Origin of the sequence: Pandoraea capi, assembly GCF_902459735.1 — a bacterium.
GTDB classification, from domain to species: Bacteria; Pseudomonadota; Gammaproteobacteria; order Burkholderiales; family Burkholderiaceae; genus Pandoraea; species Pandoraea capi.
The window spans coordinates 415,533-432,449 of sequence record NZ_CABPRV010000003.1 but is presented as its reverse complement, the minus strand read 5'-3'; the positions used below and the strand labels follow the sequence as shown (position 1 = coordinate 432,449).

Genomic DNA, 16,917 nt, shown 5'->3' with positions numbered 1-16,917 from the left:
CACCGAGAGGCCACGCCGATGTTTCGCTGGATGTTCACCATCTTCTTCGCGATCTGCGTTCTCTCGGCGGCCGCACCGTGGCTCACCAAGCTCGGCATCGGCCGCCTGCCCGGTGACGTGCGTCTGCGCTGGCGCGGCAAGGAGATGGTCTTCCCGTTCGCGTCGACCGTGCTGCTCTCGCTCGTCTTCAACCTGCTGATTCGTTTGTTGTAAGCCACTCGGCGCGCTCTTTCCCGTCGCAACACCTGTTGCAACGCGTTTCGCTTTCCTCCCCGCTTCCCCGCTTCCGCTGACAGCCTCGCCTTGGGCTGCGCCTGTGCTTTCCGTCGCGCCACCCCTGCCATTTTTCAGGGTTAACTACGATTTGATCATTTGTTGCAAAAAAATTAACATGAAACAAATGATTCAGTTATGGATCACGGAAAGACCTTCTTAGGAGCAGGACATGACCGAAACACGATTGACCGGGGTAATGCGTGGCGCGCGTGGCGCACGCGAGTTGCGTGCGGTGCTGGGCGTAGCGATGATGGCGGTCGCCGGCGCGGCGCTGGCTCAGGGCGCATCGGAAACACTGCAAAAGATTGAGAGCAGCGGCGTGATCTCGATCGGCCATCGCGAGTCGTCGATCCCGTTCTCCTACTACGACAACAATCACAACGTCATCGGATACTCGCAGGACCTCTGCAACAAGGTCGTCGACGCGGTGAAAACCCGTCTGAAGAAGCCCGACCTTCAGGTGCGCTTCATTCCCGTCACCTCACAGAACCGTATCGCGCTCGTGCAGAACGGCACGGTCGACATCGAATGCGGCGTGACGACAAACCTCAAGGCGCGTCAGGCACAGGTCAATTTCTCGAACACGTTCTTCATTGCCGGCACCCGCCTGCTCGTGAGCAAGACCAGTGGTGTGAAGGATTTCCCGGATCTCGCGGGCAAAGCGGTGGTGACCAATGCCGGCACGACCTCGGAGCGCATCCTCAACAAGATGAACAACGAGAAGAAGATGAACATGAACGTCATCTCCGGCAAGGATTACGGCGAGTCTTTCACGATGCTGCAAGGCGGACGCGTGCAGGCGTTCATGATGGACGACGTGCTGCTCGCCGGCGCCCGCACGATGGGCCGCACCCCCGATGACTGGGTCGTGACGGGCACGCCGCAGTCGTTCGAGGCTTACGGCTTCATGATGAAACACGGCGATGCCGAGTTCAAAAGGCTCGTGGACGATACGCTGGCGGGCGTCATGAAAAGCGGCGAGATCAACACGATGTACAAGAAGTGGTTCGAATCGCCGGTGCCGCCCAAGAACATCAGCTTCAACTTCCCGATGAGCGAACAGCTCAAGCAGCTTTACGCCAATCCGAACGACAAGGCGTTCGAGTGATCTGAGTCGCGCTCACTCCCCTTCGCCGTGCAGTCCGGCGGCGGCAACGGCATCGATACGCGCGGCCTGCACCGCTTCGCGTATTTTCGCGGGATGGTCGGCGTACTGACGTGCGACCGCCCCCGCATCGATACTGCGTGCGGCGTCCAGCGCCGCCATCAGACGCTCGCGCTGGGGATACGGCGCGGTGGCGAAGTCGCCGCCCCGCCCTCGCGCGTCGGCCTCACAGGCTTGCAGTATCTCGACGAACCGGTCGGGCTTGCGCAACGCATCGCACCGCTCCAGCAGGCGCACCAGCGCCCCCGCGCCGAACTTCCCGCTCGCATGGATGTTGCCATGCTCGCGCGCGACGACCTGTGCCAGCTCACGACAGTCCACGGGCACCCGCAAGCGCGCGCATAGCGGTCCGAGCAATCCGACGCTACGGCCTTCGTGTCCGATGTGACGCGGCAGCACGTCCTCCGGCGTCGTTCCCTTGCCCAGATCGTGCGTGAGGGCGGCGAAGCGCACCGGCAGCGAATAGCCCTGCGTCGCGGCGTAGTCGAGCACCATCATCACGTGCACGCCGGTATCCACTTCCGGATGAAAGTCGGCACGTTGCGGCACGCCCCACAGTTGTTCGACCTCGGGAAGAATACGCGCGAGCGCCCCGGACGCACGCAACACGTCGAACATCCGTGACGGCCGATGTTCCATCAGACCGCGCGAGAGTTCCTGCCAGACACGCTCCGCCACCAACGCATCCACCTCGCCGTTGCCGGTCATCTCACGCATGAGCGCAAGCGTCTCGTCGGCGACGGTAAAGTCGGTGAACCGCGCGGCAAAGCGTGCGCATCGCAGAATGCGCACCGGATCCTCCGCGAACGCTTCCCCCACATGCCGGAACAGTCTCGCGTCCAGATCGCGCTTGCCGCCGTAGGGATCGACGAGCACGCTGGACAGACTGTCGTCCGGCAGCACCTCGCGGGCCATCGCGTTGATGGTGAAGTCGCGCCGGATCAGATCCTCTTCGAGGGTGACTTCCGGCGCGAAGTAGAACGAGAAGCCGTGATAACCGCGCGCCGTCTTGCGTTCGGTACGCGCGAGGGCATACTCGGCCTGCGTTTTGGGATGGAGGAATACCGGGAAGTCGCGACCGACCGGGCGGAAGCCCTTCGCCACCATTTCCTCGGGCGTCGCACCGACCACGACGTAGTCGCGATCCTTGACGGGCAGGCCAAGCATCTCGTCGCGAATCGCGCCACCGACAGCGTAGATCTTCATGGGCGCGCGTCGTAGAAAGCGACGCTTTGCGTCTCCGCGCGCCCGGCGGCGACCCACGCCCGAACGGCCGGCACTTCGCGAATCCGGTCGGCGTAGGCCTGCGCATGCACGGATAACTTCGGCTCGAACGTCGCGAAACGCATCACCACGGGCGCATAGAAAGCGTCGGCAATCGAAAAGCCGCCGAACAGGAACGGCCCTTCATAGCGTGCGAGGCAATCCTCCCAGATCGCTTCGACACGACGGATGTCTACGAGCACTTCCGGCGTGGCGCTTGCGCCCGGCCAATGCGCCGCAACGTTCATCCACATATGCGTGCGCAGCGCCGTGAAACCGCTATGCATCTCGGCACAGACGCTGCGCGCATGCGCCCGCGCGCCGAGCGACTTAGGCCAGAGCGGGAGATGCGCATAGGCGTCTGCCAGATACTCGGAGATCGCGAGCGAGTCCCACACGGTGATGCCGTTGTCGATCAGACAGGGGACTTTGCCCGTGGGGGAATACCGCAGGATCTGTTCGCGCGAGTCGGGCTGCGCGAGCCACACGTTCTTCTCCTCGAACGCGATGCCGAAATGCTTGAGCAGCACCCACGGGCGCATCGACCACGAGGAGTATTTTTTGTTGGCGATGATGAGTTGCATGAGGACTTTCCTTCCCCACGCGGCGAAGTCACGCCGCGTGTTGTCATTGCGATGGCAAATGCTTGAGGTGGTGGCGGCGAGCCGCGGACCGACGTTCGCCGCCAGCGCGCCCGGGAACCTCAGCGTCCGGCGAAGCGCCGGTAATCCGCCATCCGTTTTTCCCAGATACCGCCGTTGAGGTAATCGACGGCGATCTCCAGCCCGTTCGGCGTCAGGCCGAGCTCCGGTGCGAGCGGACCGGTCATGACGTTGTCGACGGTCATCGAATCGAGATTGTCGCGCGTAATGATCGGCTCGCCCGGCAGCTTCTCGAAGAGCATGGCCTGAAGCCGCGCCGTGCTGTCCGGCAGCGCCAGTATCGGACGCTCGCAACCGCACGCCGCACCGGCGAAGCGCACCAGCGCTTCCAGCGTGTACACGTCCGGGCCGCCAAGCTCATAGGTCTTGCCAACGGTGGCGTCGTTCTCGAGCGCGGTGGCGAACGCCTGTGCGACATCCGCCACATACACCGGCTGAAAGCGTGCCCGCGCGCTCGCCAGCGGCACGATGGGCAACCGGCGCTGCAGCTTCGCAAACGTATTCAGGAAGTTGTCGTCGGGACCGAACACCACCGACGGACGGAAGATCGTGGCAGCAATGCCCGTCTCGCGAATCGCCGTCTCTCCGTCGCCCTTCGAGCGCTGATACATGCTCGGGCCGTTCGGGTCGGCACCCAACGCGCTCATATGGAGGACGCGGGCAATGCCCCGATCCGTGCACGCCTGCGCGATCTTCCGCGGCAGTTCCACATGCACCCGAGCGAACGCGCGACCGTAGGGCGTGCCCCGGTCGCTGTGCAGAATGCCCGCAAGATTGATGACGGCGTCGCTACCGGCGATCACACGCTCCAGCGCGCGCGGGTCGTGTACGTCGCACTCGACCAGTTCGACGCCAGGCAGCACCGCAAGCGCCTTGGCCGCTTCCACGCGCCGCGTGGGCAGACGCACGGCATGTCCCAACGTCACCAGTCTCGCCACCAGATGGCTACCGATGAAGCCCGTGCCACCGACGATACAAACGTTATAGCGCATGCGTCACCTCCGCGTTATGACCACGGGTACGCGGCCCCGACCGCTGCCCTGTCACTGGGGCAGGATTACGCCGAGCCGCTCCTTGAGCGATTGCGGACGGCCCGTGATGATGGCCGAGTAATACGTGGTATTCGACAGCACGTTCTCGACATACTGACGCGTTTCGTTGAACGGAATCGTCTCCGCGAAGATCGCGCCTTCGACCGGACGATCGAGCGTGGAGCGCCACGTACGCGGACGCCCCGGACCGGCGTTATAACCCGCCGACGCCAGCACGGCCGAACCGTCGAACTGGTTGTAGATGCCCGACAGGTAGCTCGTGCCCAGGCGGATATTGGTATCGATGTCGTGCATCATGCCCGGGTGGTAATCCATGCCGATCTGCTTGGCGACCATCTTGGCCGTAGCAGGCATGACCTGCATCAGACCTCCGGCGCCGGCAGACGAACGCGCGTTGATGATGAAACGCGACTCCTGACGAATCAGACCGTAAGCCCACGCTTCGTCGAGATCGACACTCTTCGAGAAGCGATCGACCTTGTCGCGGAACGGCATCAGATAGCGCAACGTAAAGTCATGCTCGACCTTCGTGCGATCCGCCGTGTTCACTGCGCGGTCGAACAGCTCGATGCCGTTCGCATACTGCGCGGCGGCGATCAACTGACGATCCGTCATGCTGCGCAGTTCCCAGTTCCACTCACGGTTGCCTTCGAAACGCAGGCCCAGATCGTAGAACTTCGCCGCGCGCAGGAAACCGGGGTTCGAGCGGTTGGCATCGATTTCGGCTTGCGTCACGACGGTACGTGCAGGCAGTGCCGTCTTGTTGCCCAGTTCCTCGTTCGCCAGCTGGCCGTAGAAGTTCGGTTGCGACGCGATCTTCTGGAACTGCGCCCGGGCGGCATCGCCCTGACCAGCTTCGCGCAGCGCGCGGCCATACCAGTAAGTCCAGACACCGTCGTCGCGCAATGCCGTGGGCATGGCTTCGATGCCGGTACGCACGAGGTTCCAGTCACCCGCGCGCAACGCCGCACGGATCTTCCATTCCTGTGCCGTATTCGAAAGCTTGGCGTTGCCCGCCTGACGATACCAGTTGATCGCCATCGGGTTCTGCGATAGCGCACCGCGCATGCCGATCGCCCCCCAGCCGATGGCGCGCTCGTCCTGCGACAGGCTGCCGGCAATGCTGCCGAAGCTGCTGGCGGCGAGCATGGCGTCCGAACGGGCCATGCGAACGACGGCGAGCAACGCCAGTTGACGCGACGCCTCCGAGCCGTCCACGCCGCGCGCCAGAATCTGCGCCGGGCGCGACGCCGCCATATCGAGCAGGCTGTCGTCCGGGCGAACGGCGCCGAGCGCGTCGGCGATCTGCTTGCCCAGCGAGGTGTAGTTCTCCTCGTAAGCCAGACGAATCTGATGCCAGACTTCCTTGCGCGGCAACTGACCGCTCGCGGCCAGCGTGTTGATCATGTCGACGCATCCCTCGCCGTAGTACTTCGGCGTGGTCAGCAGATCGGTGGCCGCCTGCGTGACGTTCTCCCCGCGCGACGCCCGCGACATCAGGGCATAGCACTTGACCTGGGTGTCGTCGTCGAGCACGAATTTCGGATATTGCGCATCGAACGTCTGCCAGTCGTGACGTTTGCCGAGCACCAGCAGCCAGTCGTTGCGCATGCGGTCGGCGATGGCCTGACCGTCATACGCGCGCAAGAAGGCGCGGATATCGTCGTCAGGGGTGTCGATAAGCGCCTTGCCCGAGCGGTCGAACATGCGCGACTTGATCTGGAAGTACTGGACGTACGACGGCACGTCGTAGTCGGAGAGCATGGCGGCGAGCGCGGTGGCGCGCGGCGCGTCGTTGCTGCGGGCGGCTTCGCGCAACTGTACGAAGATGTCGTCCGGCGAGCGCTGCGACAGCGTGTCGGCCGATGTGGCCGAGCGGCTTGCCGTCGAATGTCCCTTGGGACGGCCGGTCGCCTCGGTTGTGCTGCATGCCACGAGCGTGGCAGCGGTCAGGGCAAGCGCGGCGGCGCGATATACTCGGGTCAAACGTTCGGACATCTTCGGGGGAGCGTCGGGTAAAAAGTGAATTCAAGCATAGCACGGGACCCCGCCCAATCGGCGGCGCAAACGTCGCGAAATGCGGCGGATGCAACGACCGCGAAAGCCCAATTGCGCCGCGCGTTGCTCGACGCTCGCAGCACGCTCGACGCCCGTCCGGCACGCGACGGCGCACTCGCCGTGCGGCTGGCCGACGAACTCGCGCGCCGCGCCCCGCGCTGCATCGGCTTCTACTGGCCGATCCAGCACGAATTCGACGCGCGCGCCGTTATTTCCGCCTGGCTGAGCGCCGCCCCTGCGGGCACCCTGCGGTTGGCCGCACTGCCGGTCGTCACCGCCCCGGCCACACCGCTCGTCTTCCATCGCTGGAGCCCCGACACGCCCATGACGCAAGGCCGCTACCGCATTCCGGTGCCGCAGGACACCGAAGTGCTGGTGCCCGACCTGCTGCTGGTGCCGTGCGTCGGCTTCACGCGCGACGGCTTGCGGCTCGGCTACGGCGGCGGCTTCTACGACCGCACCCTGCATTCGATGACCCCCGCGCCGCAAACGCTCGGCATTGCGTACGACGCCCTCGAAATCGACCATCTCGACGCCGAGGCCCACGATCTGGCGCTCGACGCCATCGTCACGGAATCGGCCACCTTCGCCCGCGTCCTCACCGGCGCTACGGCCCCCACCGTTACCCCCGGTCATCCACGCTAATTCATGACAACGCTCAAGATCCTGCCGCTCGGCGACAGTGCGCTCGTATGCGAAGCGGGGACGACCCCCACGCTCGCCACGCAGCGCCGTGTCTGGCATGTGGCGGCACTCGCCCGCGACTGGCCCGACGTGCGCGAAGTCGTGCCGGGCATGAACAACCTCACGTTGCGCTTCGACCCGCTCGCCACCGACATCGACGTGCTGAGCGAGCGTCTGCGCGGGGTCTGGCAGACGCCGCCTGCCGCCGGCGAGGTCGGCCGCGACATCGAGATCCCGGTGCACTACGGCGGCAAGTACGGCCCCGACCTTGCCGACGTCGCCAAACATGCGCGTCTGCAACCGAAGACCGTCGTGCAGCGCCACACCGCACCGGAATATGTTGTCTATTTCATTGGCTTTCAGCCGGGCTTCGCCTATCTCGGCGGGCTGGACGATTCCATCGCCACCCCCCGCCGCGCGGAGCCGCGCCTGTCCGTGCCGGCCGGTTCGGTAGGCATTGGCGGTAACCAGACCGGCATCTACCCGCTCAGTTCGCCCGGCGGCTGGCAGATCATCGGCCATGCCACGCGCGCCTTGTTCGACCCCGCCGCGACCCCGCCCGCCCTGCTGGCGCCGGGCGACCGCGTGCGCTTCACCATCGCGAGTCTCGACCTGTGATCGACATCCTGCGTGCCGGCCTGCTTACTACGGTTCAGGACCTGGGCCGAACCCGTCAGCGCGAGTTCGGCGTCGCCAGCGGCGGCGCCCTCGACCCGCTCGCCTGCGCCGTCGCCAATCGCCTCGTGGGCAACGCACTGAACGCCGCCACCCTCGAAATCACGATGGGGACGTGCGCACTGCGCTTCACGTCGGCCACGCTCGTCGCGCTGACCGGCGCCGACTGCCATGCCGAACTCGACGGCCAGCCCGTGTGGTCGTGGTGGCGCTTTCGCGTCACACGCGGCCAGACATTGACGCTGCATCCCTCGCGCTTCGGCATGCGCACGTATCTCGCCGTGGCCGGGGGTATCGACGTGCCCGAAACCCTCGGCTCGCGCAGCACCGACCTCACGGCGGGCTTCGGCGGCTTCGAGGGGCGGGCCCTGCGCGACGGCGACCGCATCGCCATCGGCCAGCCAAGCGCCGCCGCGCGCGACGCCGAGCCGCTGGGCGTGCGTCCGCCGCTGTGGTTGTCGGACCCGCTGGCGCATCGCGTACGCGTGTTGCCCGGGCCGGAATATGACGACTTCACGACGGCAGCCCACAAGAGCTTCTGGGAAAATCCGTGGCAGGTCACGCCCAACAGCAACCGCATGGGCTATCGCCTGTCGGGACCGGAGCCGCTCGCGCGCAAGAAGAACCGCATGCACGACCTGCTCTCGCACGGCGTGCTGCCCGGCGTCATTCAGGTGCCGCCGTCGGGCCAGCCGATCATTCTGCTGGCCGACGCCCAGACGACCGGCGGCTATCCGAAGATCGGCACCGTCATCAGCGCAGATCTGTGGCGGCTCGGTCAGGCGCGGCTCGGCAGCACGCTGTATTTTTCGGAATGCACGGCGGCCGAAGCGCGCGAAGCGATCCGCGAACAACTGCGTTATCTTGAGCAGATCGAGCGCGCACTCGCGTGGCACGATCGCGGCATTTTGCAAAAGCCGAAGCTGGCGGCCATTACCCGGCTGCCGCGCAAGAGCGCCTGAGTGAAGAAGAGAAGACGGGAACCGAGGCCAGAGCGAGTGCTGCCGTTCCCGCAGGAGAATGTATGACGAAGATCGATCTGAACGTCGACCTCGGAGAAGGTTGCGATGACGACGAAGCGCTGCTCGCGCTCGTCAGTTCGGCGAATGTGGCGTGCGGCTGGCACGCGGGCGACGCCGGCACGATGCAACAGGTGGTGCGATGGGCACTGGAGAATGGCGTCGCCATCGGGGCGCATCCGAGCTTCCCCGACCGGGAGAATTTCGGACGCACCGAAATGCAACTCCCGCTCGACGAAATTCGCGCCGGCATGCTGTACCAGATCGGCGCGCTCGCGGCGATGGTGCGCGCGCAGGGCGGGTGGCTCACGCACGTCAAGCCGCACGGCGCGCTCTACAATCAGGCGGCCCGCGATCCGGCACTGGCCGAGACGCTCGTCGAGGCGATTCGCGCGTTCGATACCGACCTCGCGGTCTTCGGCCTGGCGGGCGGCGAACTGGTGAAGGCGGCACGCGCGGCAGGCATGCACGCGGTCGAGGAAGTGTTCGCCGATCGCGGCTACAACCCGGACGGCTCGCTGGTCAAACGCGGCACGCCCGGCGCCCTGATCGAGCGCGAGGAAGACGCGCTGGCGCAAACGTTGATGATGGTGCGCGAGCAACGCGTGCGCGCGATCGACGGCACGTTCGTGCCGATTCAGGCGCAGACCGTCTGCCTGCACGGCGACGGCGAGCACGCGCTGGAGTTTGCCCAACGCATCCGCCGCTTCCTGCTCAACGAGGGCGTGGAGATCGCACCGGTTCGCTGACGTCTCCCGAACCGTTCAAATAAAAACGCCGTCCGCGGACTTCCCGGACCGCGTTTTTACTTGCGCGACGCGCGATGCCGGAGCCCTCCCCGGCATCGACACGATGCTTACTGTCCCAGCGTCGGCATCACCAGCGACGACGTGGCGTTTGCCGGACGCCCTTCCGACCAGCGACGGGTCACGACCTTCGAGCGCGTGTAGAAACGCACCGACTCCGGCCCGTAGATGTGCTGATCGCCGAACAGCGAATTGCGCCAGCCGCCGAACGAGAAGTACGACACCGGCACCGGGATCGGCACGTTCACACCGACCATGCCGACTTCGATTTCGTCTTCGAAACGACGCGCCGCGCCGCCCGACGTCGTGAACACCGCCGTGCCGTTGGCATACGGATTACGGTTGATGAGGGCGATCGCCTCTTCCAGCGTATTCACGCGCACCACCGACAGCACCGGCCCGAAAATCTCGTTGCGGTAGATCGACATCTCCGGCGTCACGTTATCGAACAGGCACGGACCGATGAAGAAACCGTTGTCGCGCTGCGCCACCTTCAGGTCACGACCATCGACGACGAGCCTGGCGCCTTCATCCACCCCGGCGTCGACGAAGCCCTTCACCTTGTCGCAATGCACGCGGGTGATCAGCGGTCCCATCTGCGCAACGGGGTCGGTGCCGTCGCCGACCGGCAGCGACTTCGCGGCTTGCGCGAGACGCGCGACCAGTTCGTCCGCCACATCGCCCACGGCCACCGCCACCGAGATCGCCATGCAGCGCTCGCCGGCTGATCCGTACGCCGCGCCCATGAGGGCGTCGACAGTGAAATCGAGATCGGCGTCGGGCATCACCACACCGTGGTTCTTCGCGCCGCCGAGCGCCTGCACGCGCTTGCCGTGCGCCGACGCCGTGCTGTAGATGTACTGTGCGATGGGCGTCGAGCCGACGAACGATACGGCGCTCACGTCCGGATGCGTGAGCAGCGCATCGACGGCCGCCTTGTCACCGTTCACGACGTTGAGCACACCGTCCGGCAGCCCGGCGTCCTTGGCCAGACGCACGAGCAGCAGCGCCGCCGACGGCACTTTCTCCGACGGCTTGAGCACGAACGTGTTGCCGCAGGCCACCGCCATCGGGAACATCCACAGCGGCACCATCGCCGGGAAGTTGAACGGCGTGATGCCGGCGCACACGCCAACCGCCTGATGGATCGAATACGTATCGACGCCCGTACCGACCTGCGGCGCGATCTCGCCCTTGAGCAGATGCGGAATGCCGATGGCGAACTCGACGACTTCGATGCCGCGCGTGACTTCGCCGCGGGCGTCGTCGAGCGTCTTGCCGTGTTCCTGCGTGATCAGTTGCACGAGCGCTTCGCGATTCGTCTCCAGCAGCTCGCGATACTTCATCATCACGCGGGCGCGCTTCATCGGCGGCGTGGCGCGCCAGGCCGGCAATGCGGCGCGGGCGGCGGCGACCGCCTTCGCGACGTCTGCCGCGCCGCCCAATGCCACCTGACGGATCACCTCGCCGGTGGCCGGGTTCGTCACTTCGCCGAAGCGCAGTTCGGCTTCGCCCGATGCCACGGCGGCGCCGCCAATCCAATGCTCGATACGTTCGGTGCTGACTCGTTGATTCATGTCGATATCCGTGAAAGCTGTGTCGTTGGCAGACGTCTGCGAGGCGGACGCCTGTCGTTGTTAGATCAGATATGTCTGAGGCAGACGTGTGCCCGCCCTGCCACTACGCTCAGGCCGTCTCGCGAATCGCTTCGGCAACCGTGCCGAACAGTTCGTCGATCTGCGCTTCGCTGATGATGAGCGGCGGCGAGAACGCCAGAATGTCGCCCGTATAACGCACCAGCACGCCCTTCTCGAAGCACTTCACGAAGATTTCGTGGGCGCGCGCGCCCGGCTTGCCGTCGCGCGTCGACAGTTCGATACCGCCCACCAGTCCCAGATTACGAATGTCGAGAACGTTCGGCAGGTCGCGCAGCCCGTGAATCGCCTTCTCGAAGTGCGGCGCCAGCTTGGCGGCGCGCTCGAACAGGCCATCGTTCTTGTACAGGTCGAGTGCGGCGCAGGCGGCGGCGGCGGCCAGCGGGTGGCCCGAGTACGTGTAGCCGTGGAAGAACTCGATCGCGCCGGCGTTGCCAGCGTTCACGATGGTGTCGTGCACGTTCGTCTTCACGGCGACGGCGCCCATCGGCACCGCGGCGTTGTTCACGCCCTTGGCCATCGTGATGATGTCCGGCGTCACGCCGAAATACTGCGCCGCGAACGGCTTGCCCAGACGGCCGAGGCCCGTGATGACCTCGTCGAAAATCAGCAGAATGCCGTGCTTGTCGCAGATTTCACGCAGCTTTTGCAGATAGCCCTGCGGCGGCACCAGCACGCCGGTGGAGCCTGCCAGCGGCTCGACGATCACGGCGGCGATGGTCGATGCGTCGTGCAGCGTCACGAGACGTTCGAGTTCGTCGGCCAGATGAGCGCCCCACGTCGGCTGGCCCTTCGTGAAAGCGGCTTCCTTGATGTTGAGCGTGTGCGGCAGATGGTCCACAGCGGGCAGCAACTGGCCTGAGTACGCCTTGCGGTTCGGCGAGATGCCGCCGACGGAGATGCCGCCGAAGCCCACGCCGTGATAGCCGCGCTCACGACCGATGAGGCGCGTGCGCTGGCCTTCTCCACGGGCACGGTGGTAGGCGAGCGCCATCTTCAGCGCCGTGTCGACCGATTCCGACCCCGAGTTCGTGAAGAAGACGCGATCGAGGCCCTGCGGCGTGATTTCGGCGATCTTGGCGGCGGCTTCGAACGCCTTCGGGTGGCCCATCTGGAACGTAGGGGCGAAGTCCATCTCACCGGCCTGCTGACGGATCGCCTCGACGATCTCCGTACGACAGTGACCTGCGTTCACGCACCACAGACCGGCCGTGCCGTCGAGAATCTGACGATTGTCCGACGACGTGTAATACATGCCCTCGGCCTTCACCAGCAGACGCGGCGAGCTCTTGAATTGGCGGTTGTTGGTGAACGGCATCCAGAACGCCGTCATGTCGAGATTCAGTTCTTTCATCATGTTCATCGCGGGTCTCCCCAGGGGGCTTGGCTCGGTCAGGGTTGTCCGGGGACAAGGCCGGCTATCGAATACGGATACAGAGACGAATGCCGGCCGCCACGGGTGGATGGAACGATGCTACGAGAGGCCGACCGGTACAGACATGTACAGTCACTCGGAAAATGTATATTCTGTATCGGTCAATCGTTCAAACTGTATTGGCAACAGCCAATGCAGCGGACACTTATCGTGATCCTGCCCCCATGGTCCAGCCGCTCGCCTTTTCCCTGAACCGCGCCCAGCCTGAAGCGCTCGTCGACCAGATCGTGCGTGAAGTCGAGCACGCGCTACAGCGCCAGACGCTGCATGCCGGTATGCGGATGCCGTCGATCCGGTCGTTGGCGAAGGCCCACGGCATCAGCACTTTCACCGTCGTCGAGGCGTACGACCGTCTCGTGGCACAGGGCACGCTCGTGGCACGGCGCGGCGCGGGGTTCTTCGTGGCGGGCGCGGCCGATGCCCGCGACGTCGGCACGCTCACCCGCAGCGGCAAACCGACGATGGCGACGACGGCAAGCGAGGTCACCAATGCGTGGCTGCTGTCCGAAATCTTCGCGGACGACTCCATCGCGGTGAAAAGCGGTTGTGGATGGCTACCGGACAGTTGGCTGGACGAAGACGGTCTGCATGGCGCGCTGCGTTCGTTGTCGAAGGGGCCGGGCGCACACTTCGCACATTACGGGCATCCGCACGGCTACGGGCCGTTGCGACAGTGGCTCACACGCCGTCTCGGCGAGTTGTCCATCGACGCGCCGCCTGAGCAGATCGTGCTCACGCAGGGCGCCACGCAGGCACTCGATCTGATCGTGCGGACGTTGCTCAAACCGGGCGACACAGTACTGGTTGAAGCCCCGGCGTACTGCAATCTGCTGGCGGTGTTGCGGCTCGCGGGCCTGAACGTCGTGGGCATCCCCCGCACGGAAGCCGGGCTGGATCTCGCGGCGCTGGAGCAGGCGGCGCAGACGCATCGGCCACGCGCGTTGTTCGTGAATCCGGCGTTGCAGAATCCGTTGGGGACGTCGCTTAGCCCGGCGTCGGCGCATCGGATATTGCAGTGTGCCGAGCAGCATGGTTTCTGGATCGTCGAAGACGATATCTACCGGGAACTGGCCCCGGCTGGCACACCGTCGCTTGCTGCGATGGACGGGTTATCGCGCGTGATCTACGTGTCGAGCTTTTCGAAGACGATCTCCCCGTCGGTGCGCGTGGGGTATCTCGCGTGCTCGCGCGATCTTGCGCACGAAATCGCGCGCAGCAAGATGGTGGCGGGTCTCACGTCGTCGGAGATCAACGAGCGCATCGTGCACGCGATCCTCACCGAAGGACGCCACCGCAAGCACATCGAGCGTCTGTCGGACCGGCTAACGCGCTCACGTGCGCGCCTGATCACGCAACTGCAATCGCATGGGGTGACGCTGCTGGCGCAGCCGGAAGGCGGGATGTTCGTGTGCGGGAGTCTGCCGTCGACATCTCCCTCGGCACGGGAGCTGGCCGAAGCCGCGTTGCTCGAGAGCATCATGCTGGCGCCGGGCGAATTCTTCCTCGCGCACAACGAGCCCTGCCACTGGTTCCGCTTCAACGTCGCGTACTCGGACGACGCCCGCCTGTTCCGCTTTCTGGATCGTGCGGCGGCAGGGAAGCTGGCGGCGTGACGCCAAGAGCCGAACGGTACTACACCGTCTCACCCACCCCAAACCTCTCCCGATACGCCACCGGCGTGACACCGTACTGACGTTGAAACGCGCGGCGCAGGTTCTGTTCGTCGCCGAAGCCCACGCGTGCGGCGATACGTTTTAGCGGGGCGTCCGTATCGAGCAGCGCGAAGCGCGCCGCTTCCAGACGCATCCGTTCCACCGCCTTCGCGGGCGTCGATCCCGTGCGCGCCAGATAGCTGCGGGCAAACGTGCGCGGACTCATGTTCGCCTGCTCCGCCAGACGCATCACCGACAAGTCGCCGTCCAGCCGCTCGGACATCCACGCATGCAGATCGCCGAACGGCGCACCCGCCGCGAACTGCTCCTGCAACGGCGGACTGAACTGCGACTGCCCGCCCGCACGCTTGAGAAACACCACCAGCCGACGCGCCGCCTGCAACGCAACGTCCACGCCCCAATCGTCCTCGATCAACGCCAGCCCGAGGTCGATGCCCGCCGTAATGCCTGCCGATGTCCACACCGGGTCCTGACGCACGTAAATCGGATCGGACTCGACGCGCGCCTGCGGAAAGCACTGCTGCAACATCGCCGTATCCAGCCAGTGCGTCGTGGCGCGTCGCCCGTCGAGCAACCCCGCCGAGCCGAGGATGAACGCCCCGACACACACGGAACACACGCGCCGCACGTTCGGCGCATAGCCGCGCAACCAGTCGCCCACCGGCCCCGGCACCGCAGGACGATGCGCCACCGCGCCACCCACCGCCACCAGCGTATCGACCGGCATCGTGTCCAGCGCGCGCATCGGCTCCGTGTGCAACGTGATGCCCGAGCCCGTCTCCACCGGCCCGCCATGCTCGGACACCACCACCGTTCGGTAAGGCGCATCCTGCCCCGTCTCCGTGAAGTTGCGGATGACGGCGTGAAACGCGTCCAGCGGCCCGGCCAGATCGAGCAGAACGAACGGCGGCACGATGAGAAACGCAACCAGACGAGGTGGATGATGGAGTGGATTCATGATGGCTATCGACACAGGGACGGACACATAGATGGCCTCATGGACGGGTATGCATCAGGCCGCGACCTGCATCTCGCGCCGCTTGGCATCGATGGCGTACCACACCGTCGCCATCGCGGCGATCAGCAGCAGCGGAAACGTCGCCTGATTGATCGTCGACCAGCCGAAGCGCGCCAGCAACTGACCGGCAAACAGACTCGCCAGCGCCGTCCCGGCAAAGGTGATGAATTCGTTGGCCGCCTGCGCACGCGCGCGCTCTGCCGGACGATACGACATGGTCAGCAGCGTCGTGCCGCCCACGAACATGAAGTTCCAGCCGACGCCGAGGAACGCCAGCGCCGCATAGAAATACGCCAGACTCGTCGACATCAGCGCCAGCACGCCGCACAGCGCCGACATGCCGATACCCAGCAGCAGCACCGGCACCACGCCCCAGCGCTTCACGAGATGGCCGGAAAAGAACGACGGCGCGTACATCCCGACCAGATGCCACTCGATGATGTGAGCGCCATCGTCGATGCTGTGGCCGCAGGCGACGGCCGCGATGGGCGTGGCCGTCATCACGAACATCATCACCATGAAGCCGATCAGGTTGTTCGCCAGCGCCGCCACGTAAATCGGTTGACGCATGATCTCGCCCAGCGGCCGCGCCGGTAATTCGTGAGCAGCGCCCGCCGCGCCGCTTGCCGCATGCACCGGCAGATCGCGCAGGAATCCCACGAGCAGCACCAGCGAGACGCCCGACAAAAGGGTGACGACGAGATACGATCCGGCGAACGTCACGGGCGCGAGCCAGTCCTTGCTGCCGGCGGCGAGCGCCGGGCCGATCACCGCAGCCAGCACGCCGCCGGTGAGCACCACGGAGATCGCACGCGGCTTGTCTTCGACGGGCACGACGTCCGCCGCCGCCAACCGGTAATAACGCGCGAACGCCTGAAAGACGCCCACGCATGCCGTGCCCGCACAGAACATGGCGAAGTGACGCTCGTAGATCGCCATGACCGACACCAGCCCGCCCACCGTGCCGAACAGCGCCCCCAGCGCGAAGCCGAGTCGCTGGCCGAAGCGCTGGATGAGCATCGACGCGAAGATCGTCGTGATGGCAGACGCCACGGTGATCAACGAGAACGGCAGCGTGGCGTAGCCCTTGTCGGACGCCAGCATGTAGCCGACGAGGCCCGTGAGCGTCAGGTCGACCGACAGCGCGGCGGTGTAGAGCGCCTGGCAGGCGGCAAGCACGGCGGCGTAGCGGCGTCCGAGTCGGCGGCGCGCAAGCTCGGCTGGATCGGTAGGTGGCGCATCGCGCCCGGCGACGGTATCGGTCATATGCGTGGAATCGGACAAGAGGGGAATCGTTGAGAGCCCCCATCTTGCCGTCAGCCGATTTGGCACGAATGCCAATCATGCATCAAAAAGTGCCACCGAGTGGGAGGATCGCGTTCGCCGATCGAGCGCCCGGCCGCCCAGGCGGAGATCGGCAGACGTTTGCCCAGCCTTACCCGGCCTCCCATGCACAAAGGTGATCCACGGCGCGCG

At 65.4% G+C, this 16,917-nt stretch carries 15 protein-coding genes; 7 read left to right on the top strand and 8 right to left on the bottom strand.

What is annotated here, in order from left to right:
• Window positions 1–18: 18 nt before the first annotated feature.
• Together PCA20602_RS08670 and PCA20602_RS08665 are read left to right on the top strand one after the other, a co-directional pair.
• Window positions 19–213 carry a DUF2905 domain-containing protein gene (locus tag PCA20602_RS08670; RefSeq protein ID WP_044453465.1) on the top strand — a complete coding sequence of 65 codons (195 nt, stop codon included), beginning with the start codon at window positions 19–21 and terminating at the stop codon, window positions 211–213.
• Window positions 214–523: 310 nt separating this feature from the next.
• Window positions 524–1,384: a glutamate/aspartate ABC transporter substrate-binding protein gene (locus PCA20602_RS08665; protein WP_150721111.1), complete on the top strand. Its 861-nt coding sequence runs from the start codon at window positions 524–526 to the stop codon at window positions 1,382–1,384.
• A 12-nt stretch (window positions 1,385–1,396) separates the two neighbouring features.
• Here PCA20602_RS08665 and PCA20602_RS08660 read toward each other — a convergent pair whose 3' ends face one another.
• The 4 genes from PCA20602_RS08660 to PCA20602_RS08645 all read right to left on the bottom strand — a co-directional run bounded on the left by PCA20602_RS08660 (window position 1,397) and on the right by PCA20602_RS08645 (window position 6,416).
• A complete protein-coding gene (locus PCA20602_RS08660) occupies window positions 1,397–2,647 on the bottom strand; it encodes a multifunctional CCA addition/repair protein (RefSeq protein ID WP_150720863.1) in 1,251 nt (416 codons plus the stop codon).
• On the bottom strand, window positions 2,644–3,288 hold the full coding sequence (locus PCA20602_RS08655) for a glutathione S-transferase family protein (RefSeq protein ID WP_150720862.1): 645 nt from the start codon (window positions 3,286–3,288) through the stop codon (window positions 2,644–2,646). The genes PCA20602_RS08660 and PCA20602_RS08655 overlap by 4 nt, the downstream gene beginning before the upstream one ends.
• A gap of 119 nt (window positions 3,289–3,407) precedes the next feature.
• A complete protein-coding gene (locus tag PCA20602_RS08650; RefSeq protein WP_150720861.1) occupies window positions 3,408–4,358 on the bottom strand; it encodes a complex I NDUFA9 subunit family protein in 951 nt (316 codons plus the stop codon).
• A 51-nt stretch (window positions 4,359–4,409) separates the two neighbouring features.
• A complete protein-coding gene (locus tag PCA20602_RS08645) occupies window positions 4,410–6,416 on the bottom strand; it encodes a lytic transglycosylase domain-containing protein (RefSeq protein ID WP_150720860.1) in 2,007 nt (668 codons plus the stop codon).
• A 24-nt stretch (window positions 6,417–6,440) separates the two neighbouring features.
• Between PCA20602_RS08645 and PCA20602_RS08640 the strand changes: the two genes are divergently transcribed.
• The 4 genes from PCA20602_RS08640 (at window position 6,441) to pxpA (ending at window position 9,603) form a co-directional block, all read left to right on the top strand.
• Window positions 6,441–7,121, top strand: coding sequence for a 5-formyltetrahydrofolate cyclo-ligase (locus tag PCA20602_RS08640; protein WP_343032038.1), 681 nt, complete (start codon window positions 6,441–6,443; stop codon window positions 7,119–7,121).
• A 3-nt stretch (window positions 7,122–7,124) separates the two neighbouring features.
• On the top strand, window positions 7,125–7,778 hold the full coding sequence (gene pxpB, locus PCA20602_RS08635) for a 5-oxoprolinase subunit PxpB (RefSeq protein WP_150720859.1): 654 nt from the start codon (window positions 7,125–7,127) through the stop codon (window positions 7,776–7,778).
• A complete protein-coding gene (locus PCA20602_RS08630; RefSeq protein ID WP_150720858.1) occupies window positions 7,775–8,797 on the top strand; it encodes a 5-oxoprolinase subunit C family protein in 1,023 nt (340 codons plus the stop codon). The genes pxpB and PCA20602_RS08630 overlap by 4 nt, the downstream gene beginning before the upstream one ends.
• A 62-nt stretch (window positions 8,798–8,859) precedes the next feature.
• Complete coding sequence (pxpA, locus tag PCA20602_RS08625; RefSeq protein ID WP_150720857.1) at window positions 8,860–9,603, top strand: 5-oxoprolinase subunit PxpA; 744 nt, start codon at window positions 8,860–8,862, stop codon at window positions 9,601–9,603.
• Window positions 9,604–9,710: 107 nt separating this feature from the next.
• Here pxpA and PCA20602_RS08620 read toward each other — a convergent pair whose 3' ends face one another.
• Both PCA20602_RS08620 and aptA read right to left on the bottom strand, forming a co-directional pair.
• Window positions 9,711–11,237, bottom strand: a complete 1,527-nt coding sequence (locus PCA20602_RS08620) for a CoA-acylating methylmalonate-semialdehyde dehydrogenase (RefSeq protein ID WP_174980917.1) — start codon at window positions 11,235–11,237, stop codon at window positions 9,711–9,713.
• A gap of 109 nt (window positions 11,238–11,346) precedes the next feature.
• Window positions 11,347–12,678, bottom strand: a complete 1,332-nt coding sequence (gene aptA / locus PCA20602_RS08615) for an omega-aminotransferase AptA (RefSeq protein ID WP_139133171.1) — start codon at window positions 12,676–12,678, stop codon at window positions 11,347–11,349.
• A 236-nt stretch (window positions 12,679–12,914) separates the two neighbouring features.
• On the opposite strand from aptA, the gene PCA20602_RS08610 reads away from it, so the two are divergent.
• The gene (locus tag PCA20602_RS08610; protein WP_150720856.1) at window positions 12,915–14,363 is read left to right on the top strand and encodes an aminotransferase-like domain-containing protein; all 1,449 of its coding nucleotides are present in this window, start codon (window positions 12,915–12,917) and stop codon (window positions 14,361–14,363) included.
• Between the two features lie 19 nt (window positions 14,364–14,382).
• Here PCA20602_RS08610 and PCA20602_RS08605 read toward each other — a convergent pair whose 3' ends face one another.
• Both PCA20602_RS08605 and PCA20602_RS08600 read right to left on the bottom strand, forming a co-directional pair.
• Window positions 14,383–15,381 (bottom strand): GlxA family transcriptional regulator, encoded by a 999-nt coding sequence (locus PCA20602_RS08605; RefSeq protein WP_150720855.1) that lies wholly within the window; start codon window positions 15,379–15,381, stop codon window positions 14,383–14,385.
• Between the two features lie 54 nt (window positions 15,382–15,435).
• On the bottom strand, window positions 15,436–16,707 hold the full coding sequence (locus PCA20602_RS08600) for an MFS transporter (RefSeq protein WP_150720854.1): 1,272 nt from the start codon (window positions 16,705–16,707) through the stop codon (window positions 15,436–15,438).
• Window positions 16,708–16,917: the final 210 nt, after the last annotated feature.

Excerpts from the sequence above, each read along its gene's own strand:
- PCA20602_RS08610 (WP_150720856.1), top strand. The coding sequence starts at position 12,915 with ATGGTCCAGCCGCTCGCCTTTTCCCTGAACCGCGCCCAGCCTGAAGCG.
- PCA20602_RS08655 (WP_150720862.1), bottom strand. The coding sequence starts at position 3,288 with ATGCAACTCATCATCGCCAACAAAAAATACTCCTCGTGGTCGATGCGC.
- PCA20602_RS08670 (WP_044453465.1), top strand. The coding sequence starts at position 19 with ATGTTTCGCTGGATGTTCACCATCTTCTTCGCGATCTGCGTTCTCTCG.
- PCA20602_RS08650 (WP_150720861.1), bottom strand. The coding sequence starts at position 4,358 with ATGCGCTATAACGTTTGTATCGTCGGTGGCACGGGCTTCATCGGTAGC.
- PCA20602_RS08645 (WP_150720860.1), bottom strand. The coding sequence starts at position 6,416 with ATGTCCGAACGTTTGACCCGAGTATATCGCGCCGCCGCGCTTGCCCTG.
- PCA20602_RS08620 (WP_174980917.1), bottom strand. The coding sequence starts at position 11,237 with ATGAATCAACGAGTCAGCACCGAACGTATCGAGCATTGGATTGGCGGC.
- PCA20602_RS08605 (WP_150720855.1), bottom strand. The coding sequence starts at position 15,381 with ATGAATCCACTCCATCATCCACCTCGTCTGGTTGCGTTTCTCATCGTG.
- pxpA (WP_150720857.1), top strand. The coding sequence starts at position 8,860 with ATGACGAAGATCGATCTGAACGTCGACCTCGGAGAAGGTTGCGATGAC.
- PCA20602_RS08665 (WP_150721111.1), top strand. The coding sequence starts at position 524 with ATGATGGCGGTCGCCGGCGCGGCGCTGGCTCAGGGCGCATCGGAAACA.
- aptA (WP_139133171.1), bottom strand. The coding sequence starts at position 12,678 with ATGAACATGATGAAAGAACTGAATCTCGACATGACGGCGTTCTGGATG.
- PCA20602_RS08660 (WP_150720863.1), bottom strand. The coding sequence starts at position 2,647 with ATGAAGATCTACGCTGTCGGTGGCGCGATTCGCGACGAGATGCTTGGC.
- PCA20602_RS08600 (WP_150720854.1), bottom strand. The coding sequence starts at position 16,707 with ATGACCGATACCGTCGCCGGGCGCGATGCGCCACCTACCGATCCAGCC.
- pxpB (WP_150720859.1), top strand. The coding sequence starts at position 7,125 with ATGACAACGCTCAAGATCCTGCCGCTCGGCGACAGTGCGCTCGTATGC.